18 protein-coding genes are annotated in these 20,534 nt (G+C 43.2%); 16 read left to right on the forward strand and 2 right to left on the reverse strand.

Translation table 11 applies throughout. The annotated features are described in order from the left end of the window. Window positions 1-97 precede the first annotated feature (97 nt). Window positions 98-670 (reverse strand): hypothetical protein, encoded by a 573-nt coding sequence (locus tag ABJF11_RS03600; protein WP_348118109.1) that lies wholly within the window; start codon window positions 668-670, stop codon window positions 98-100. A 193-nt stretch (window positions 671-863) separates the two neighbouring features. Between ABJF11_RS03600 and ABJF11_RS03605 the strand changes: the two genes are divergently transcribed. The 15 genes from ABJF11_RS03605 to ftsZ all read left to right on the forward strand — a co-directional run bounded on the left by ABJF11_RS03605 (window position 864) and on the right by ftsZ (window position 17,383). Continuing rightward, window positions 864-1,271 carry an HIRAN domain-containing protein gene (locus ABJF11_RS03605; RefSeq protein ID WP_348118111.1) on the forward strand — a complete coding sequence of 136 codons (408 nt, stop codon included), beginning with the start codon at window positions 864-866 and terminating at the stop codon, window positions 1,269-1,271. A 259-nt stretch (window positions 1,272-1,530) separates the two neighbouring features. Further along, window positions 1,531-1,836, forward strand: coding sequence for a HigA family addiction module antitoxin (locus tag ABJF11_RS03610; protein WP_348118112.1), 306 nt, complete (start codon window positions 1,531-1,533; stop codon window positions 1,834-1,836). Window positions 1,837-2,139: 303 nt separating this feature from the next. Beyond that, complete coding sequence (mraZ, locus tag ABJF11_RS03615; RefSeq protein ID WP_348118113.1) at window positions 2,140-2,583, forward strand: division/cell wall cluster transcriptional repressor MraZ; 444 nt, start codon at window positions 2,140-2,142, stop codon at window positions 2,581-2,583. Beyond that, window positions 2,580-3,488: a 16S rRNA (cytosine(1402)-N(4))-methyltransferase RsmH gene (rsmH, locus tag ABJF11_RS03620; RefSeq protein ID WP_348118114.1), complete on the forward strand. Its 909-nt coding sequence runs from the start codon at window positions 2,580-2,582 to the stop codon at window positions 3,486-3,488. The genes mraZ and rsmH overlap by 4 nt, the downstream gene beginning before the upstream one ends. A gap of 2 nt (window positions 3,489-3,490) precedes the next feature. Continuing rightward, window positions 3,491-3,865 carry an FtsL-like putative cell division protein gene (locus ABJF11_RS03625; RefSeq protein WP_348118115.1) on the forward strand — a complete coding sequence of 125 codons (375 nt, stop codon included), beginning with the start codon at window positions 3,491-3,493 and terminating at the stop codon, window positions 3,863-3,865. Beyond that, window positions 3,852-5,951: a penicillin-binding protein gene (locus ABJF11_RS03630; protein WP_348118116.1), complete on the forward strand. Its 2,100-nt coding sequence runs from the start codon at window positions 3,852-3,854 to the stop codon at window positions 5,949-5,951. The genes ABJF11_RS03625 and ABJF11_RS03630 overlap by 14 nt, the downstream gene beginning before the upstream one ends. Then, window positions 5,948-7,414 (forward strand): UDP-N-acetylmuramoyl-L-alanyl-D-glutamate--2,6-diaminopimelate ligase, encoded by a 1,467-nt coding sequence (locus tag ABJF11_RS03635; RefSeq protein WP_348118117.1) that lies wholly within the window; start codon window positions 5,948-5,950, stop codon window positions 7,412-7,414. The genes ABJF11_RS03630 and ABJF11_RS03635 overlap by 4 nt, the downstream gene beginning before the upstream one ends. A gap of 4 nt (window positions 7,415-7,418) precedes the next feature. Further along, a complete protein-coding gene (gene mraY / locus ABJF11_RS03640; protein WP_348118118.1) occupies window positions 7,419-8,633 on the forward strand; it encodes a phospho-N-acetylmuramoyl-pentapeptide-transferase in 1,215 nt (404 codons plus the stop codon). Further along, window positions 8,634-10,010, forward strand: a complete 1,377-nt coding sequence (gene murD / locus ABJF11_RS03645; protein ID WP_348118119.1) for a UDP-N-acetylmuramoyl-L-alanine--D-glutamate ligase — start codon at window positions 8,634-8,636, stop codon at window positions 10,008-10,010. Continuing rightward, window positions 10,007-11,170, forward strand: a complete 1,164-nt coding sequence (locus ABJF11_RS03650) for an FtsW/RodA/SpoVE family cell cycle protein (RefSeq protein WP_348118120.1) — start codon at window positions 10,007-10,009, stop codon at window positions 11,168-11,170. Before murD ends, ABJF11_RS03650 begins: the two co-directional genes overlap by 4 nt. After that, window positions 11,171-12,295, forward strand: coding sequence for an undecaprenyldiphospho-muramoylpentapeptide beta-N-acetylglucosaminyltransferase (gene murG, locus ABJF11_RS03655; protein WP_348118121.1), 1,125 nt, complete (start codon window positions 11,171-11,173; stop codon window positions 12,293-12,295). After that, window positions 12,292-13,674 (forward strand): UDP-N-acetylmuramate--L-alanine ligase, encoded by a 1,383-nt coding sequence (murC, locus tag ABJF11_RS03660; RefSeq protein WP_348118122.1) that lies wholly within the window; start codon window positions 12,292-12,294, stop codon window positions 13,672-13,674. The genes murG and murC overlap by 4 nt, the downstream gene beginning before the upstream one ends. Next, a complete protein-coding gene (locus tag ABJF11_RS03665) occupies window positions 13,671-14,435 on the forward strand; it encodes a cell division protein FtsQ (protein ID WP_348118123.1) in 765 nt (254 codons plus the stop codon). Before murC ends, ABJF11_RS03665 begins: the two co-directional genes overlap by 4 nt. A gap of 8 nt (window positions 14,436-14,443) precedes the next feature. Next, a complete protein-coding gene (gene ftsA / locus ABJF11_RS03670; protein ID WP_348118124.1) occupies window positions 14,444-15,754 on the forward strand; it encodes a cell division protein FtsA in 1,311 nt (436 codons plus the stop codon). Between the two features lie 84 nt (window positions 15,755-15,838). Beyond that, a complete protein-coding gene (gene ftsZ / locus ABJF11_RS03675; RefSeq protein ID WP_348118126.1) occupies window positions 15,839-17,383 on the forward strand; it encodes a cell division protein FtsZ in 1,545 nt (514 codons plus the stop codon). Window positions 17,384-17,473: 90 nt separating this feature from the next. Here the strand turns inward: ftsZ and ABJF11_RS03680 are convergent, their stop codons facing one another. Beyond that, the gene (locus ABJF11_RS03680) at window positions 17,474-17,995 is read right to left on the reverse strand and encodes an NAD(P)H-dependent oxidoreductase (RefSeq protein WP_348118127.1); all 522 of its coding nucleotides are present in this window, start codon (window positions 17,993-17,995) and stop codon (window positions 17,474-17,476) included. A gap of 503 nt (window positions 17,996-18,498) precedes the next feature. On the opposite strand from ABJF11_RS03680, the gene ABJF11_RS03685 reads away from it, so the two are divergent. Further along, complete coding sequence (locus ABJF11_RS03685) at window positions 18,499-20,529, forward strand: hypothetical protein (RefSeq protein ID WP_348118128.1); 2,031 nt, start codon at window positions 18,499-18,501, stop codon at window positions 20,527-20,529. Window positions 20,530-20,534 lie beyond the last annotated feature (5 nt).

Below are 20,534 nucleotides of genomic sequence, written 5' to 3' on the forward strand. Positions count from 1 at the left end.
CATAGTTCAAAGTTGCTCTTTCCTAATAGTTCCTTAATCGCAGGGAGAATTTGGATTGTCTCAAAAGTTCCAGAATTTGTCCGTTTAAAGCTCTGTTTTACCCGAGCATTGTTTTGGCCAATTCATAGATATTAGTTCCGACTTGAGGAATGGTATCCCAATCTTTGGTGACAATCGCAGTTATTTCATCGTGATTAAGCCCCGCTTTTGTAAGAAAGGCTGCGACTTTCAACCAGGTACCAAGGACCTGACGCTCGGCTTGGCCTTTTGTCAGTCGCTCCAAGTCAATTCGTAGACTGGCTATTTCATTGATTGCTTCTTGTTGGTATTCATTGATCTCACGCTCTAAAGATTCGATTCGTGTGGTTAGTCCGTCTAGGTAGCTGTTGTAGGCCAACAACTCATTTTGGGTTAATTCATCCTCATAACGGGTTATTTGATTAATCCGATTTTGGAGGCTAAATAGAAAATCCTCATTGATTTCTTCAATTTGGCAGCCTTCACATTCCTCGAGGTGTTTTCTAACCCCTTTCTCAATGTCACTTTTGATCAGGTTCAGGTAGCAATACTGATCATGACTAGAAGAAATTTCATATAGTTCGGTATCTAAATCATCTAGAGCATCTTTCTTAAGTCCTCTAAGATATCCTTTAATGGCATTATGCCTCATGAATTTCTGTGCTCGACGTTGTATAACTCTGGAAGGATTCATAAGACAAAGGTAGCGATTAGCGCATTATCCTTGATGAAGTAGAATGAGATAAGATTGTGAGCTTCGGAAAAACGATCCTTTGAGTTCCAGAATACGGCGATTTACCGTGGGATTAAACGTCCGTTTAATCTATTAATTATTAGCTTTAATAATGATCTACATTATTGTACTCGTTCTAGTAGGGGGAGGCCTTTTCCTTTTGATGAATAGAGGGAGCACCAACAATGATAGTGAATTTACACAGATAGAGGTTGCTGGAGTTACATATGATAATGAAGATGGATCAAGTAGACAGTCAATCATCAATAGATTAAATGAAGGAGATAATATTTCTTTAAAAAAGGAACCACATAATGAACATGATGAAAATGCGGTAGCTGTGTTGAGTGGAAAAAAAAGAATAGGATATATTCCGAAATCACTTAACAAACAGGTTATCAACCTTATTAATCATCATAGAATAATCTCAATAGTCATTTCAGAAATCTTCGAACTAGGACAAGATTATCTCGGTATTGAAATAGAACTAGAGTTGAAAGAAGGAAGTCTTAATAAATAAAGTATTGTGATACGTCAGTATTCGAAATTGTGGGATGTGAAAATTAGGAGGGTTGCAATGAGGCGACTAGACTATTTGGATTCAGCTCTAAATTTAGAAGATTTAAGAATCCCTCCTTCAAATAGGCTTCACCCATTGAAAGATGATTTAAAAGGCTATCATTCGATTAGTATTAATATGAAGTGGCGTATCATTTTCATTTGGAAAGACGGAAATGCTTACGATGTGAAAATTACAGATTATCACTAAAAACGGAATAATGGAGAAATTAATGAATATTCACCCAGGAGAAATTCTTGAAAAGGATTTTCTTGAACCAATGAATATAACAGCATATAAGCTGTCTAAAGAAATTGGTGTGCAGCAGACTAGGATAAGTCAAATAATCAAAGGAAATACTGCTATCACCGCTGATATGGCCACAAGGTTATCGAAGTTCTTTGGTACATCTGCCGAATTATGGATGAACTTACAAAGCAAGTATGAAATTAGAAAAACACGAGCTGAAAAGCAGGATGTCTTGAATAAGATCAGGCCAATGGTATCAGCTACTGAAAATCTCTAAAAACGTACGATATAGAAAATAACAACTTACGCTAATTATAGCAAACCTACTCAATAGAATAAACACCCCGTTTGCCTACCAGATTCCTTCTTGACCCAAAAAGTAAACAAAACCAGAAAACTGGTACAACAGCTACAAACAAAACTCACCACCCTCAGGGTGGTTTTTTTGTGCCGTTTTTTAGCATCAAAACCCAACTTTTTACATTTTTTTCCATTTTGTGGTAAAAAGTGGAGGAAAGTGGTGCATAATTCCAAAACTTCATTAAGTTTGTATCGGTGGTTTATATTTTTCTATAACTCTATGGCTTTTTTTACAAGCGAATATGAGTGTAAGTTAGATGCTAAGGGGAGATTGGTTTTACCTGCAAAGATTAAAGCCAATCTACCCGAAGTGTCTGGCAATGAGCTCGTTGTCATGAAGGGATTTGATCCCAACCTGGTCTTGTACACCATGTTGGAGTATAAGAAAATACACAACAAATTCGCCTCATTAAGCGATTTTGATGCCGCCCAAAGAAAATTGAAAAGAAACTTTTTTCGTAGTGTCGCACCCGTCGAATTGGACAGTGCAGGACGATTTTTGATACCCAAAGGCTGGATAGACCACGCCAAACTGGAAAAAAACGTCATAGTAGTAGGAGCCGGCAATACGATCGAAATATGGAGCCCAGGCTTGTACGACGATTACCTCATAGAGGATAATGACGAGTACTCGGATTTGGCCAAAAAATTTTTAGATGAATGAGTGAATATCACAACCCCGTCATGCTGAGAGAATGTATTGAAGGGTTGGCGATCAAAAATGACGGCATCTATGTAGATATAACCTTTGGTGGTGGAGGCCATACCAAAGAGATTCTAAAACATTTAGGGGAAAAAGGGAAGCTGTACGCATTTGATCAGGACGACGAAGCCAGATTAAACGCCGAAGCTATAGACAATCGTTCTTTTACATTTATTCAAACCAATTTCAGGAACCTGAAAAAATATTTGCGCCTCCATGGCGTAAAGAAAGTAGACGGGATTCTGGGAGACCTGGGGGTTTCTTCTCATCAGATCAATACCGCCGAACGAGGATTTTCTACCCGATTCGATGGGCCTCTTGATATGAGAATGAATCAGCAGCAGCAGATTTCCGCAGCCGATGTGCTCAACGAGTACGAAGAGCGCGAGCTGCATCGCATCCTTGGTCAGTATGGAGAAGTGCGAAACGCCAAAACATTGGCCGCCGCGCTGTGTGCAGAACGTCATCTGTCACCCTTCCGGACGATTGAGCAACTGCTAACCGTTTTGAGAAAATTTGCCCCGCGTGGCAAGCAAAACAGATACTACGCTCAAGTCTTTCAGGGGATACGAATAGAAGTAAACGAAGAAATGAAAGCCCTGGAGGAAATGCTGGAGCAAAGTGCAGAGGTATTGAATCCAAACGGTCGACTGGTCATCATGTCTTACCACTCGCTGGAAGACAGACCAGTAAAAAATTTTATTAACAAAGGAAAATTCTTTGGTGAAGTAGAAAAGGACTTATATGGCAATGTTGACAAACCTTTTAGGTCTATCACCAGAAAACCAATAACCGCAAGTGACAATGAACTGAATGAAAACAACAGGGCACGCAGTGCAAAATTGAGAATAGCAGAAAAAATCTGACCATGGCTACTAACACCTACAAACGATCCCAAGGCGCCGGCAACAGTCGGAGGAGCTTTTTTTCTCTTCTTGAAAACCTCATTAATGTCGAAAAATTCTTCGACAAAGGACTGCCTGTGCAATTTCTGATGCCCTTCCTTTTTAGTACCGTACTTTGTATCGTCTACATCGGCAACCTTCACTACGCAGAAAAAAACATTAGAAAAGCTACCAAGCTTAGAGTAGCAGTAGAAGACCTACGAGCAGATTATACCACGCTCAAGGCTGATTATATGTATACCAGCAAGCAGTCAGAAGTGGCCAAAAAAGCCATGACGCTCGGACTGAAAGAAAGCATCAAGCCCCCAAACATAATCAAGAGTGATGTCGAGCTTTAAGTCCAACATATTGCTCAGAGTACGAGTAGCCTACCTGGTAGCGCTGCTTTTTTCCGTTGCCATTGTTTACAAAATAGTGGAAATCCAAAATCTGGATGGAGGCAAGTGGAAAAAGAAAGCTGAAAGCATCGGTTTGCAGTATAGAAATGTAAAAGCGACCCGCGGCAACATCTACTCAGACAATGGAAGTTTGCTTGCGACCTCGCTGCCCTTTTATAAGGTGGCCATCGATCCCTCACTACCGGATGATCGCGTATTCAACAATGGCATCAACGAACTCTCCGAAAGACTAGCCAGGCAGTTCAAAGACTACTCAGCGCAGAACTACAAACGCCGAATCATAGACGCAAGACAGTCTGGGCGAAGATACCTCGCCCTCAATCGCAAGGAGATCAACTACCAGACGAAGAAGCAAATGCTCCAATGGCCCATCTTCAAAGAAGGCAGAATGAAAGGCGGTGTAATATTTGAAAAGGTGGACAAAAGGTTTCGACCTTTTTCTTATTTAGGCTACCGTACCATCGGCACCATCAACGAAGACAATCGAGGCGTAGTCGGTCTAGAGTATAGCTTCAACAAAGATCTCATGGGCCGCAACGGCAAAGCCCTCTATCAAAAAATCTCTGGTGGCAGTTGGAAACCTGTCTATGATGGCACTGAAGTGAAACCCAAAAACGGACTGGATATCGTCACCACCATCAATGTAGACCTGCAGGATGTAGCAGAATCGGCATTGCTCAAAGCACTCACGCACAACGATGCAGACTATGGATGTGTCGTCGTGATGGAAGTAGCCACAGGAGAAATCAGAGCTATTTCTAATCTGAGCAAAAGAAATCAAGGTGGCTACTACGAAAACTATAACTATGCCGTAGGCAGCCAGGGGTCACGTGAGCCAGGCTCAACCTTCAAACTCGCAAGTATGATTGCGCTCTTCGAAGAAGCAAATACCAGCTTGTACGACTCGGTAGATACGGGCGATGGCACCATGCAATTTTACGATCAGGTAATGAAGGATCACAAGCCGGGAGGATATGGCATGCTCTCCGTGCAGCAGGTATTTGAGAAATCTTCTAACATCGGTACAGCCAAGCTGATCGAAGACGAGTTCAAAAGCAAGCCGCAGACCTTTATTGACTACATGTCCAAAATGGGACTGACCAAGCCGCTCGGTTTCCAGCTGATAGGAGAGGGCAAACCCTACATCAAAAGCCCGGCTGACTCTACCTGGAGTGGGATTTCTCTGCCCTGGATGTCTCATGGCTACGAGCTCACCATGACTCCGCTACATACACTGTCACTCTACAACGCAGTGGCCAACAATGGCAGAATGATCCAGCCGATCTTGGTGAAAAGTGTGATGTCCGCCGACAAAATCATCAAAACATTTGAAACTCGTGTAATCAATAAGAAAATCTGTTCGCAAATCACCCTCAACAAAGTGCAAGAGATGCTCGAAGGCGTGGTAGAAAGAGGAACCGCTCAAAACATCAACGATTCCTACTACAAAATCGCTGGTAAAACCGGTACTGCCAAGCATAACAAGAATGGCCGCTATATCAATAAGTATTATACCTCGTTTGCAGGCTACTTCCCGGCAGACAATCCCAAGTACAGCTGCATAGTAGTGATTGACAATCCTAAAAAATTTAGAATCTACGGTAGCGACGTTTCCGCTCCGGTATTTAAAGAGATTGCCGACAAAATATATGCGCTTGATGTAGAGCTCAACGACCCCTTCGAAGGTCAGGACATCGTGACTGGAATATTTCCTGTGATTCGCTCGGGCGAATTCGAAGACCTGTCACTGATTTGTAATACCATCGGGATTTCCAACCATCTCAAAGAGGATTCGGAATGGGTCAAAGCCCGAATCAACAACAACTCAATCGATTGGTCCAAGCTCGACACCAAAGAATCTGTAGTCCCGGATGTAAGAGGCATGACCCTTCGGGATGCCCTATATATGCTGGAAAACAAAAAAATGAAAGTGAGCTATAGCGGCTCTGGAAGGGTGACACAACAGTCCGTGCTACCTGGCTCCAATACCAATAACGCCAATGAAATAAATCTAACGCTGGGATGAAAATGTTGCTAAAGGACATATTGTACAAAGTAAATCTTACCTCTGTTGCGGGAGATATGAGCCTGGAAATCAGTGGCGTACAGTTCGATTCCCGAAAGATCAGAAAAGGAAATCTTTTTGTAGCAGTCAAAGGCACACAAGTAGATGGACACCAATACATAGAGCAAGCCATCAAAAAAGGAGCGATCGCAGTAGTCTGTGAAGACATGCCCAGCGAACCCACAGCAGGAATCACCTTTGTAGCTACCAAGAGCTCCAGCCACGCACTCGGGATTATAGCCTCCAACTTTCACGGCAATCCGTCAGAAAAACTCAAACTGGTAGGGATCACCGGCACCAACGGGAAGACCACCACGGTCACCCTTTTGTACAAGCTGTTTAGATCGCTTGGCTACATGGTAGGCATGTTGTCTACCGTAGAAAATGTCATTAATGACAGCATCGTACCATCCACTCATACCACACCAGACGCGCTTAGCCTCAATGAGCTGCTAGCCAAAATGGTAAAAGAGAAATGTCAATTTGCCTTCATGGAAGTCAGCTCGCACGCCATCGAGCAAAATAGAATCGCCGGGCTGTCATTTGTGGGCGCCGCCTTCATGAATATCAGTCACGATCACCTCGATTACCATGAGACCTTCGAGAATTATATCAATACCAAAAAGAAGCTATTCGATGGACTTTCTGCCTCTGCATTTGCACTGGTCAATCTGGATGACAAACGGGGCCAGATCATGTTGCAAAACACAAAGGCAAAACAGTATTCTTTCGGTTTGAAGTTTATGACCGATTACAAAGCCAAGGTCATTACCAATAGCTATCAAGGATTGGAGTTGGATATCAATGGTCAGAGCGTTTGGTTTCGCCTAATCGGCAAATTCAATGCCTACAACCTGCTGGCAGCCTATGGCGTCGCAGAGTTGCTACATGAAGATACCGAAGAAGTGCTCATGATGCTATCAGGCCTGGAGCCTGCACCAGGTAGATTTGAAGTGATCGATGCTGGCTCAGATATCATCGCCCTGGTCGACTATGCACACACACCTGATGCGCTGGAAAATGTACTACAGACTATCGACAGCTTCAGATCTGGCAATGAGCAGGTGATCACCGTCGTCGGTTGTGGAGGCAATAGGGACAAAGACAAAAGACCCGTAATGGCATCCATAGCAGTGAAATGGAGCGATAAAGTCATCTTCACCGATGACAATCCAAGAGATGAAGAATCCAAGGCCATCATCGATGATATGATGAAAGGAGTGGGTAAATCTTTTGTAAAAAAGACACTTATTGTCCAGGATAGAAAAGAAGCGATTAAAACGGCCTGTTCGCTGGCTAATGACCATGATATCATAGTAGTAGCTGGAAAAGGCCACGAAAATTATCAGGAAATAAAAGGTGAAAGAATAGATTTTGATGATCGAAAGATCTTGAAGGAAATGTTAGAATTATTTAGAAGTTAAGTAGATGCTCTATTACCTATTTGAATATTTGGATCAACAATTCGACCTCGCTGGAGCAGGTGTATTTCAATACATCTCGTTTCGTGCTGGAGTAGGTATTGTGCTCTCGCTTCTGATTACTATTTTCTTCGGTAAGCGATTTATCGCCATGCTTCAGCGTCAGCAAATGGGGGAGACCATCAGAGACCTGGGACTCGACGGACAGCTGGAGAAGAAAGGCACGCCTACTATGGGTGGTATCATTATCATCAGTGCCATCGTCATCCCGACCCTTCTCGTAGCCAGAATCGATAATATATATGTCATACTGCTTTTGATTACTACCATTTGGATGGGTATGATCGGGTTTGTAGACGACTATCTCAAAATCAAAAAGAAAAACAAGGAAGGCCTTTCCGGCAAATTCAAAATCGTCGGTCAGGTGGTTATAGGCATGATCGTGGGCATAGTGATGGTCACGCATGACGACATCCTGGTCCGCGATTTTAGCAGCGCAGATCAGCAAATAGTAACTCAAGCGGTAGATTCCGAGGAGTTTGTGGATGTGAAAAGCACGATTACCACGATTCCTTTTGTGAAAAACAATGAATTCCACTACAAGTGGCTCTTGCCTGATTTTCTGCAAGACTACACCGACATACTATATGTGATCGCAGTCATATTTATCGTCACAGCAGTATCCAACGGCGCAAATATCACCGACGGATTGGACGGTTTGGCTGCTGGTACTTCCGCTATCATTGGGATCACGCTGGCGATTCTGGCCTATGTATCGGGCAACCTCATTTTTGCCGACTACCTCAATATCATGTATATCCCAGGCTCAGGAGAACTCGTGATATTCTGTATGGCCTTCGTTGGAGCCTGCATTGGCTTCTTGTGGTACAATTCCTACCCGGCTCAGGTATTTATGGGCGACACTGGCAGTCTGTCCATCGGTGGAGTCATCGCCGTACTCGCGCTGGTAGTTAGAAAAGAATTACTCATACCCGTCTTATGCGGGATTTTTGTCATAGAAAACCTGTCCGTAATCATTCAGGTCAGCTATTTCAAGTATACAAAAAAGAAATATGGAGAAGGTAGACGCATATTCTTAATGTCTCCACTTCATCATCATTATCAGAAGAAGGGTGTTCATGAAACAAAGATTGTGACCCGTTTTTGGACCACAGGCATATTGTTGGCCATACTCACCCTGGCAACCTTAAAACTGAGATAAGTGAAAGATCCTAAAAACCATAGCATAGCCATCCTTGGCAGCGGTGAAAGCGGCATGGGAGCATTGCGCCTGGCTACCAAACATGGTATAAGGGCCTTCCTCTCAGATTCTAAGACCATACCCGTACACAAACAAAGAATCATTGAATCACTGGGTGCACGATTCGAAGAGAACGTACATACCCTTGATGAACTGGTCAAATATGACGAAATCATCAAAAGTCCGGGCATTCCGGATACTGCGACAGTAATTGTAGAACTAAAAAAAGCAGGCAAGGCTATAGTGTCAGAAATAGAGTTCGCCAGCCGCTTTACCAATGCCAAAATCATCGGCATCACCGGATCCAATGGCAAGACAACGACTACACTGCTGACTACGCATATCTTGAAGGGCGCAGGCCTGAAGGTCGCTAGCGCCGGCAATGTAGGCAACAGCTTCTCAGACTTGCTCGTCGATAGCGATCCTGAAGTGGTAGTGCTGGAGCTCAGCAGCTTTCAACTAGATGGGATCGCGGACTTCAGACCGGATATAGCTGTAATGCTAAATATCACTCCTGATCATCTCGATCGGTACAACTACAACATGGACGAATATGCGGACGCCAAATGGAGACTGGTAAAAAATATGTCTGAGGGTAGCCATTTTATATTCAATAAAGACGATCAGATGATCGCCGACCGAGTTGAGAGGGATACAGCCAAATACACAAAATTAGATTTTACGACAAGGACAAAAACTAGCAATGGAGCCTATTTCCTGGAAGGTTATCTGATATTCGACTGCGAAAAAATAATTCAGATTGTGCCGATAGAAGACCTGCCCCTATTAGGCAGACACAACCAGTACAATCAGATGGCAGCCATCCTGGCCGCTATACATCTGGAAGTATCGTTTGGTGATATCATGAAGGCATTGACTAGTTTCAAAAATGCACCACATCGCATGGAATTGGCCGGATATGTAAATGACATTCCGTACATCAATGACTCCAAAGCCACCAACGTCGATGCCGTTTATTATGCGCTGGATGCCATGACAAGGCCTGTCGTCTGGATCGCCGGAGGAGTAAACAAAGGAAACGACTACGATCAGATCAAAAATCTGGTGATAAACAAGGTCAACACGCTTATCTGCATGGGTTTGGATAATGCACATTTGATTGACGAATTCAAAAATGATGTCAATCAATTGATAGAAGTCAGGAGTGCAGAAGAAGCCGTAGCCAGAGCCAATGATTTGGCCCAGCCTGGCGAAGTAGTTCTGCTTTCTCCTGCATGCGCCAGTTTTGATTTGTTCAACAACTATGAGCATCGCGGTGACCAGTTCAAATCAGAAGTCGAAAAGTTGAAACAAAGTAAAGAATCAATAAAAGCATGATCAAGGACTGGACAAATAGAAACCTACATGGAGATCCAGTGATTTGGTTCATCGTCATCGCGTTGTCTGCTTTGAGTATTCTGGTGGTATATAGTGCCACAGGTACCCTGGCCTACAATCAGATGGAGGGCAACACCGAGCACTATCTCTTTAAGCACACCGCACTGGTATTGCTGAGTTGGTTGGCTATGTGGGTAGCTCATAAGATCGATTATAGATACTACGCTAAACTCTCACAGCTCGCCCTTTGGGTTTCTGTGCCGTTGCTATTTATCACCTGGAAATTTGGGGTCAATATCAACGAGGCTTCTCGCTGGATCACAGTCCCGTTTATCAATCAGGCCTTCCAGCCTTCCGATCTGGCCAATTTTGCCCTGATCGTGACATTGGCTTCTATGCTAGCCAAGCGTCAGAATAATATCGACAACATCAAAGAATCACTAATTCCCATGTTGCTTTGGATCGGACTGATCTGCGGATTGATCGCCATGACCAACCTATCCAGTGCTGCGCTCATTTTTGCTACCTGCATGGTAGTGATGTTTATCGGAAGAGTACCAGTAAAATACCTGGCCATGCTCGTGCTGATAGGCGTGATAGCCGGATCAGCTGCCTTGGCTATTGGCCAAAGAGCAGATACTGCCTTCAGTAGAATCGAATCATTCTTTTCAGACGACGACATTCCGTTTCAGGCAGAGCAGTCATTTATAGCCATTGCCAATGGCGGCACTGTGCGATTTGCCCCAGGCAAAAGCCAGCAAAAAAACTTTTTACCACATCCTTATTCAGATTTCATCTATGCCATTATCATAGAAGAATATGGACTGGTAGGTGGAGTGATTGTGCTCTTCTTATACCTGGCACTGCTGTATCGTGGTACCCGTGTCATCGCCCTGAGTGAGCGAACCTATGGTGGACTGCTGTCTGCTGGATTGAGTTTCGCACTGGTGATGCAAGCCATGGTCAATATGGCTGTAGCGGTAGGATTAGTGCCTATCACGGGATTGACCTTGCCGCTGGTAAGTATGGGTGGTACCTCCCAGCTGTTTGTAGGCGTGGCGATCGGCATCATCCTCAGTGTAAGTCGGGGAGAAATAGAAGAAGTGGGTACACCAGGTACTAATGAGTATAGAAAAGACGCAAACGTAGAGTACGCATAAATGAGGGAGAAGAAGACATATCGCCAATCTCCATTGCGGGTAATGATTAGTGGTGGCGGAACCGGAGGACATATCTATCCTGCGATTGCGATTGCGCATGCGCTAAAAGATATCCATAGCGATATAGAGTTGCTTTTTGTAGGAGCTAAAGGCAGAATGGAAATGGAAAAAGTACCAGAGGCTGGTTATGAGATTGTTGGACTGTGGATCAGTGGATTGCAGCGCAGACTGACCCTGGACAATATTTCTTTCCCCTTCAAAGTGATCTCCAGTGTTTGGAAATCCTTTAGCCTGCTGAAAAAATTCAAGCCAGACGTCGTAGTTGGCGTTGGTGGATATGCTAGTGGGCCGCTACTTTATGCCGCCAATAAAAAAGGTATCCCCACCTTGATTCAGGAGCAGAACTCCTATCCGGGCATTACCAATAAGATGCTGGCGAATAAAGCCAACAAAATATGTGTCGCATATCCTGGAATGGAAAGATTTTTCCAGAAGGAAAAAATCATTGAAACTGGCAATCCCGTCCGGACCGATATTATGAATTCAAGTCAGGTTCGATTAGAAGGGCTCTCGCAGTTTGGATTCCGAAGCGACAAAAAAACAGTGCTGATTCTCGGTGGGAGCCTTGGTGCACGTACCATCAATAATACCCTCGCCGATGGTGTCCAACGACTGATCGACGAAGATGTACAAGTACTCTGGCAGTCAGGCAAGTTCTACTTCGAAGAGATGAAAGAGAAAACGGCGCATATAGATTCTGAAAAGCTTAGAATAGTGCCTTTTATCAAGGAAATGGATCGAGCCTATGGTGCTGCAGACGTGGTGATCTCCAGAGCAGGAGCACTCTCTATTTCGGAGCTGTGCCTGGTAGGTAAGCCCGTGTTATTCGTGCCATCGCCAAACGTGGCTGAAGACCATCAGACTAAAAACGCTATGGCCCTGGTAAGTAGGGAGGCAGCAGAGATGATTCGTGATGATGATGCGGCAGAGCACCTCATCACTGAGACATTGAAATTGCTAAAAAACGAAGAGCAGCAAGAATTGATCAGTGCCAACATCAAGGAGCTGGCAAAACCAAATGCAGCGAAAGACATTGCCCACGAGATAATCACCATGATTAAATGAACTTAGAAAATCTACATAGCGTCTATTTTTTAGGGATCGGAGGCATCGGTATGAGCGCCTTGGCACGATGGTTTCATGCCAATGGGTTTGATGTGTCAGGATATGACAAAACATCAACTACACTCACCGACCAGCTCGTGGCCGAAGGAATCAGTATTCATTTTGATGACAACGAGTCGCTCATTTCAGATAAAATCAAAGCAGACCATAAAGGGTCATTGATCGTGTATACTCCTGCTGTGCCCACCAAGCTAGGTGAATATCAATTCTTTGTGAAAGAAGGATTTGAAATATTGAAGAGATCCCAAGTGCTGGGTATGCTCACCGAATCGAAATACACGATTGCCGTGGCAGGCACACATGGTAAAACGACTACCTCTTCTATGGTAGCTCACTTGCTCAAGTCAGCAGGAATAGATTGTTCGGCTTTTGTAGGCGGTATTATGACCAACTACAACTCCAATTTGCTTATTGGAATCAACAATGACGTAATGGTGGTAGAAGCCGACGAATTCGACCGTTCGTTTTTAACGCTGTCTCCCGATGTGGCCATTATTACAGCTACGGATGCTGATCATCTCGATATATATGGCTCCAAGGATTCGCTTAAGGACTCGTTCAACGAGTTTATCAAAAATATCAAAGCCAACGGTAGCCTATTTATCGAAGAGAAGGTAGCCGATGAGCTCGAACTGAATCCTAACAACAATATTAAGGTAAGCACCTATGGGCTAAATGCTGGAGATGTCAAGGCTCAAAATCTGACAATCAACAATGCGAAATTTGAGTTTAGCTATCACGCAGATTCGACAGCAGTGAACGGATTTGAACTCGCCATGCCCGGATTTCACAATGTATCCAATGCGTTGGCAGCCATTGCGTCTGTCAAAGGCCTGATTAGCGATTCTGATCATTGGGTCAAAGGAATAAATAGCTATCAGGGCGTGAAGCGAAGATTTGAATACATCATCAATCGTGAAGATTTGGTGTACATCGATGATTATGCTCACCATCCGGAAGAAATCAAAGCACTGCTGGAATCAGTAAGAGCGCTGTATCCAAACAAATCGGTAACAGCTATTTTTCAACCCCATTTATTCTCCAGAACCAGAGATTTTATGGATGGATTTGCTGAGAGCTTGTCTTTGGCCGACAAAGTAGTTCTGCTCGACATCTATCCTGCTCGGGAGCAGCCCATACCTGGTATTACCTCGGCAGCGATCGAAAAGAAAATGACCAACGGTCAGACCCGCAGTTATGTCAAAGACGATGTGCTACAGTATTTTGATGACCATCAGCCAGAAGTGTTGCTCACTATTGGTGCAGGTAACATAGATACTCTTGTTTCACCCATTAAAAATAAGTTAGAAAGCAAATGAAATGGCTGATACACATATGGAAAACATTTAAAGTAGGACTGATCCTATTTGCTCTGGCGATCATTATTGGATTTACCAATTCACGTCAGAATGAGCGATATATCAACGACGTCCATATTCTTATTGATAATCAGTTTGAAAACTATTTTATCAATCAAAGCGACGTGCTTGATTTGATCAATGACGAAGGCAAGGATTATCTGCTAAGTAGTGATTTTGGTAGCCTAAATCTCAAGGAACTGGAGGATCGGATCGAATCACATCAGTTTGTGAATGATGCCCAGGCCTATATTGACTTAGAAGGAAATATGTCTATCGAGGTCACTCAAAATAGACCTATTGCTCGAGTGATGGTAGCAGATGGACCCGACTACTATATCGGAGTTGAAGGAGATGTACTTCCCGAGTCTGAGCACTATACCGCTCGAGTTGTGCTCTTGCATTTGGCCAATGACAGCTGGATAGATGAGGACAATATCAACAATTCTGAGCAGGGGCAGGAAGTATACGAACTGCTACAGTATATCAGTGAAGATGAATTCTGGAGTGCCCAAATCTCGGCCATCAGAGTAGAAAAAAATCAAGAAGTGGTCCTAGAGCCACAAGTAACCAAGCAGGATATCATTTTTGGTAAGCCTGAGCAAATAGAGAAAAAATTTAAAAAGCTGATGCTTTTCTATAAGCAAATCCTACCCTACAAAGGATGGAATGCTTATGCATCGGTCAATCTAAAATTCAAGAATCAAATCGTCTGTAAATGATAAATGGTATGGAAACAAATGAAATCATTGTAGGTCTCGACATTGGCACAACCAAAATTTGTGTAATCGTCGGGAGAAAAAACGAGTATGGAAAACTCGAAGTATTAGGTATGGGTAAAGCAGTATCCGACGGAGTGATTCGCGGTATTGTGACCAATATCGATAAGACAATAAATGCAATCAAGAAGGCAGTCACTGAAGCTGAAGAGCAATCTGGCATCGACATTCGTGTCGTCAATGTCGGTATAGCCGGACAGCATATCAAGAGCTCCGTACATCACGGATCTATTATCAGACATTCCTCTGATGATGAGATTACGATAGAAGATGTCAATAGGCTGACCAACGATATGTACAAGATCGTAATCCCTCCTGGGAGTGAGATCATTCATGTGATGCCACAGGACTATATTGTAGACTACGAAGAAGGCATCAAAGATCCCGTAGGGATGTCTGGTGTACGATTAGAGGCAGATTTTCATGTGATTACTGCGCAGACCAACGCCATTCAAAACATCAATAAGTGTGTTCGACGAGCGGGGCTCGAAATCGACAATCTGATATTGGAGCCATTGGCATCCAGTCTATCTGTATTGAGCGAAGAAGAAAAAGAAGCCGGCGTATGTCTGGTGGATATTGGAGGCGGTACTACAGACATCGCCATATTCCATGAAAACATCATCCGTCATACCTCGGTGATCCCATTCGGAGGCAACATCATCACTTCAGATATCAAAGATGGCTGTAATGTATTGAATCATCAAGCCGAGATTTTGAAGACCAAATTTGGTCAGGCACTAGCCGAAATGGCTAACGAAAACGAGGTCGTATCCATACCGGGTCTCAAGAATCGTGAGCCAAAAGAGATCTCAGTCAAAAATCTGGCGCGAGTGATCGAGGCCAGAATGGAAGAAATCATCGAAATGGTGCATACCAAAGTGATTACAAGCGGCTATGAAAATAGATTGGCTGGAGGTATAGTCATCACAGGAGGTGGGTCTCAGCTGATTTCCATCAAACAATTATTTGAATATATGACAGGCCTCGATGCACGCGTAGGATTTCCTAACGAACACCTCGGCAAGAGCAAGGTCGACGCTATCAAGAGCCCAATGTTTGCCACCTCGGTAGGACTTGTTCTTTGTGGATTCAAAGCGCTGGATGATCGGGACAATAGACACTTCCTTGAAGACACTGTGGTCAGAGATTATGACAAGAGAAAAAAGACCGTGGGTAGCTCAGACAACATCTTGAAGAAGATATTGGAAAAGACCAAAGGAATACTAATAGACGATTTTGAAGATAATTCAACTCGTTGATTGACTAATAAATTAACAATAATAAACCAGTAGGTAGTCGTAGAATCGGCTATTTCATTTTAAACAAATTAAATAAAACACATCATGACAGAAAGTAGTTTTAAATTTGATTTGCCTACACATCACAAATCGATCATCAAGGTGATCGGTGTAGGCGGAGGTGGCAGCAATGCTGTCAACCACATGTATAATCAAGGCATCACCGGAGTAGAATTCATAGTCTGCAATACGGACGCACAAGCCTTGAATACCAGTCCCATTCCAAACAAACTGCAGATAGGAGTAAATCTGACAGAAGGGCTGGGTGCAGGAGCTAACCCTGAGCAGGGTAAAAATGCAGCTCTGGAAAATAAAGAAGAAATTAGAAACATGCTCAGCGAAGACACCAAGATGGTGTTTGTGACTGCGGGTATGGGTGGCGGTACAGGTACAGGTGCAGCTCCGGTCATTGCTCAAGTGGCCAAAGAGCTTGGAATCCTTACCGTTGGGATCGTTACTGTTCCCTTCAAATTTGAAGGAAAGAAGAAAATGCGCCAGGCCATGGAGGGAGTAGATTCTCTAAAAGCCAACTGCGATACCGTATTGATGATCCTCAATGATAAGCTGACCGAGGCCTTCGGTAGCCTGTCGGTAAACCAAGCCTTTGCACAGGCAGACAACGTTCTGACTACGGCAGCAAAAGGCATTGCAGAAATCATCACCGTACCGGGATATGTCAATGTGGATTTTGAAGATGTCAAAACCGTAATGAAAGATTCAGGCGGAGCAGTAATGGGCTCAGCGGAGACTTCTGGAGAAAGTAGAGCACGCAGAGCAGCCGAAGAGGCGATCAACTCTCCTCTGCTCAACAATCAGAATATAGAAGGTGCTGATAAAATATTGCTCTCTATCATCTCAGGTGATAAAGCTGAATTGCAAATGGACGAACTGACGGAAATCACGGATTTCATGCAGGAGCTAGCCGGAGACGATGCAGAGGTGATCTTTGGCCATGGTGTGGATGCTGAATTAGGAGATAGCATTCGCGTGACTATCATAGCCACAGGTTTTGAAAGCCAGGAAGAAACAGTGGAGCAGCCACAGTCTATATCTACTCCACAGACTGAGTCAGAAGCTCGCAAGGTATTTGATCTTGACAAAGACTTTCAAACCAATTTGTTTACCAGCGAACCTCAGGACGTGAAGGAAGATACCTTCGAAGAAGATTTTCAGCTGAAAATGAGGACCTTCTCATTTGAGAAGCCCGAAAGAGCCCCGGAGCCTGAGCCTAAGGCGATTGAGGAAGAGGATCCATTCGAATTGGAAATGAGACAGCTACTAGAGGAGTCAAAAAATGTAGTGGTGGACGAGCCACTCGAAGAACTAGATGGAATGGCACATCCTCCTTCTAAGAAGATTCTGCTCATGGAACAGTCAGAAGAAAGACGTAGACGCCTCGATGGGATCAACGCTGATGAATCTGTCGATGCGAAGAGCTACAAAGAAAAATTTGATGTTCCGGCGTATGAGCGTAAAAAAGTCAATCTCAAAAGTGTACCAGCGGCCTCAGAAAGCTTGGTGTCCAAGTACAATTTGAATGACGAAAATGAACTAGGCAACAATAAATTTTTGCACGACAGACCGGATTGATACCTGTAGGTGTCAAACCAAACGAAGCGAGAAATATTTAAGATTTCTTGAAAGTATTGACTTTGACAAGATTGCTATGTCACGGCAATACTAGAATGCCAGTAATTTATCTACCTGCTCTTCGAGTAGGCCATGATATAATTCTGAAAGATTATTTTCTGTCAAATTTTCTTCTATGCGGGATAGCTTGGGCTTTTGAGCAAGCACATGCGTCCCGCAATAGTTGAAAATATCTGTTAGGTGGCTCAGGGCCAAACCAGCGCCCTGTACACCTGAAGATATACCCACCAGTGCCGCCTTCTTATCTCTGAAGGTATGCGGAAAATCCAGCCCATCAATAAAAGCTTTGAGCACCCCGGGAAATGAACCATTGTACTCAGGCACAATAAAAACCATTTTTTCGGCTGCCAACATTTTGACTCGAAAAGTATTGAATACTTCATTTTTTCCAGCCTGATCATAGAGCGCTGTCTCCGTGAAGTCACCCGGCAAATCTTCCAGATATATCAGTTCAGTATCTACCTTCTTCTCCAATAGAATATCTCGATAGATGTTTGATAATTTTTTTGAGACAGAATCTTTTCTGTTGGTACTACTGATAATAGTAATCATGAAATAGTGATGACTTAGCGATCCAAATATTTAATTGGCTGCAAGATAAGAAAAGTCCATGGGTTTGTTTTTGGAGAAATAGGAGGGCATAAAAAAATCCGTACACGCAACATGCACGGATTTATTCATCGAAAAAATATTATATATCCAGAACTTGAACAGCTGTTTGGATTTAGACCCTTAAAAAATTGAACCTAAATTAAAAATGAGGCTTTATCGAAAGTTGTAATTCTCTTCTTATCAGCAAAGGAAATTGATCCTAAACCAATACATCTTGATCCATCTTTAGTCTGTAATACTTTTTAATTTTCATATTGGCTTCTTTGCTATCATTCATGATATAGACTATAGGCGCGATATGTATCTTTTGGATTGGTTTATATATGCGCAAAATGTGCATGTTATTTTTATGGAGAATAAAATTTCTATTATCATTGCAGTGAGAAGTGAGGAATAGTGTGAGCTACGTCCTGACAATCCTTTAGCATTTTGCCCTAACCTACATGCGGACTAAGCCTAACCAGTTACAAATCTTCCGGATTTTTATTTTTGCAGCGTTCATTGCGTTGCTAAGTGGGGCTTCAAATCTTCATGCTCAGGAGTCCAGGGTATATGCCATCAATGCCCCGTCCAACACTCAAGAAAACGTAAAAGTTCTTTTAAAGTGGTACTCTCCGGAGTTTTCATACCCAGAAGGGGTGAATATCTATAGAAGACCGCTCAATACCGTTCAATGGACGAAGATCAACACCACACCAGTGGTGCAAAAAGATAGTATTCTGGCGATCCACAAACAGGCGGACGAAAACCTTGAATTCTTCGAACAAGTTGTGATTCAGTCAGCGGACTCACTCAAGGACAATTTCATCTTTATCAATGTATTACTGAAAACTTTTAGCAGCAGTATCCTTTCAGATTTTGTAGGTATCTATTTCGAGGACAACACTGTTGTCTCAGGTATCACCTACGAGTATCGAGTCAATAAAATAATAGACAATACCGAACTGATGATTGCCACATCATTACCCGTTAAAGCAGGCGTCTTTGTGCCTGACGACCCAATCAAAGAAGTCGAAGTCTTTCAAAATGAACACACGGTGGATATCAACTGGCTGCCTGAGGATTACAGGTTTTATGCGGTGAATCTATACAGGACTGGCCCCGATTCTGTAGGTGAAATCAAGCTGAATCAACGACCGATGCTACTATCAAAAATCGACAGCATGGGAGTGATGAAGTACCCAAATCCGTTTTTCAGAGAAGACAGCCTGCAAGAAGGGAGTACCTATTACTATCAAATAGCCGGCATCGGTTTTTTTGGCGAAGAAACACAACGATCGGAACCTATAGAAGTCTTGTTTCAAGATGTAACAGCGCCACCGTTTCCTATCAATGTGACGATCGACTCGGACTCCATGAAAGTATTTTTAGAATGGGAAAATATTGAAAATGAAGACATTGATGGTATTCACATTTACAGAAGCCCAAAAAGTGATGGACCATATGAAAGAGTCAATATCAATTCACTCGATCCTCGGACTCAATCTTATATAGATTCGGTCTACATCCCGGGTCCATATTACTATTATGTGGCATCGCACGACATTTTGGGCAACGAAGGAGATTCCAGGTTGGTATTCGAAGAAGTGGCTGATGTGCTTCCTCCCGTTGTTCCGAAAAATCTGAGCATTGTCGCAGATACCGCCCTGCTTCGACTGGATTGGGAAGCTAATCTAGAGCAAGATCTACAAGGATATATGATATATCGGACAGTAGGCTCAAATCAGAAGGGAAACTATGTACTTCTCAATGCAGACCCGATCAAAGAGAACTATTTCGAGCAGAGCTTACCCAAAAATGTCAAGAGTACTTTTTTCTATAAAATCATAGCCATCGACACTTCTTATAATAGAAGTGACTATTCCAATATTGTAAGCGGAGAGATTCCAGACGTAATAGCCCCGGAGCAACCCGTCATCAAGTTTATAGGATATGATGAATCAAACATCAAAATCCACTGGGTCACCAATGTAGATCAGGATCTTATGGGGTATCACATCTACAGAAATGACACCGCGCAATCCTCAGATTTCACCCGACTCAATGTCAATGTATTGGGCGGATATGTAGAAGCCTACACCGATCGAAACGCTCGACCTAATACCGCTTATCAATACTATTTGGAAGCAGTAGACTCGGTAGGCAATAGGTCTAAGCCCTCCGTAATCGAAACCGGATACCTGGTGGCAGAAACAGAGCTAGTCCAAATCGAGGACTTTAAAATCAAATACAACAAAAGAAAAAAATCAAATACCATACAATGGCATGTGGATGAGACTGCTGAGATATTAGGGTTTGTCGTGTTTCGCGGAGCTACAGAAGACAGCCTCAAACCGATAACCGGAGTGACCAAAGAAATAATCTTTGTCGATAAAGGAGTGAAATCGGAAGATGAATATTTCTATCAGATAAAAGTATTCAGTCAGGACGGTGGGAATCTGGGTTCTGAAATAAAGAAAGGATCACGGAAATAAGAGGG

This window comes from Reichenbachiella sp. (assembly GCF_039941815.1).
Classification (GTDB): Bacteria; Bacteroidota; Bacteroidia; order Cytophagales; family Cyclobacteriaceae; genus Reichenbachiella.

Bases quoted from the DNA above. Each gene is read 5' to 3' on its own strand.
- ABJF11_RS03600 (WP_348118109.1), bottom strand. From the start codon at position 670: ATGAGGCATAATGCCATTAAAGGATATCTTAGAGGACTTAAGAAAGAT.
- ABJF11_RS03605 (WP_348118111.1), top strand. From the start codon at position 864: ATGATCTACATTATTGTACTCGTTCTAGTAGGGGGAGGCCTTTTCCTT.
- ABJF11_RS03610 (WP_348118112.1), top strand. From the start codon at position 1,531: ATGGAGAAATTAATGAATATTCACCCAGGAGAAATTCTTGAAAAGGAT.
- mraZ (WP_348118113.1), top strand. From the start codon at position 2,140: ATGGCTTTTTTTACAAGCGAATATGAGTGTAAGTTAGATGCTAAGGGG.
- rsmH (WP_348118114.1), top strand. From the start codon at position 2,580: ATGAGTGAATATCACAACCCCGTCATGCTGAGAGAATGTATTGAAGGG.
- ABJF11_RS03625 (WP_348118115.1), top strand. From the start codon at position 3,491: ATGGCTACTAACACCTACAAACGATCCCAAGGCGCCGGCAACAGTCGG.
- ABJF11_RS03630 (WP_348118116.1), top strand. From the start codon at position 3,852: ATGTCGAGCTTTAAGTCCAACATATTGCTCAGAGTACGAGTAGCCTAC.
- ABJF11_RS03635 (WP_348118117.1), top strand. From the start codon at position 5,948: ATGAAAATGTTGCTAAAGGACATATTGTACAAAGTAAATCTTACCTCT.
- mraY (WP_348118118.1), top strand. From the start codon at position 7,419: ATGCTCTATTACCTATTTGAATATTTGGATCAACAATTCGACCTCGCT.
- ABJF11_RS03650 (WP_348118120.1), top strand. From the start codon at position 10,007: ATGATCAAGGACTGGACAAATAGAAACCTACATGGAGATCCAGTGATT.
- murG (WP_348118121.1), top strand. From the start codon at position 11,171: ATGAGGGAGAAGAAGACATATCGCCAATCTCCATTGCGGGTAATGATT.
- murC (WP_348118122.1), top strand. From the start codon at position 12,292: ATGAACTTAGAAAATCTACATAGCGTCTATTTTTTAGGGATCGGAGGC.
- ABJF11_RS03665 (WP_348118123.1), top strand. From the start codon at position 13,671: ATGAAATGGCTGATACACATATGGAAAACATTTAAAGTAGGACTGATC.
- ftsA (WP_348118124.1), top strand. From the start codon at position 14,444: ATGGAAACAAATGAAATCATTGTAGGTCTCGACATTGGCACAACCAAA.
- ftsZ (WP_348118126.1), top strand. From the start codon at position 15,839: ATGACAGAAAGTAGTTTTAAATTTGATTTGCCTACACATCACAAATCG.
- ABJF11_RS03680 (WP_348118127.1), bottom strand. From the start codon at position 17,995: ATGATTACTATTATCAGTAGTACCAACAGAAAAGATTCTGTCTCAAAA.
- ABJF11_RS03685 (WP_348118128.1), top strand. From the start codon at position 18,499: ATGCGGACTAAGCCTAACCAGTTACAAATCTTCCGGATTTTTATTTTT.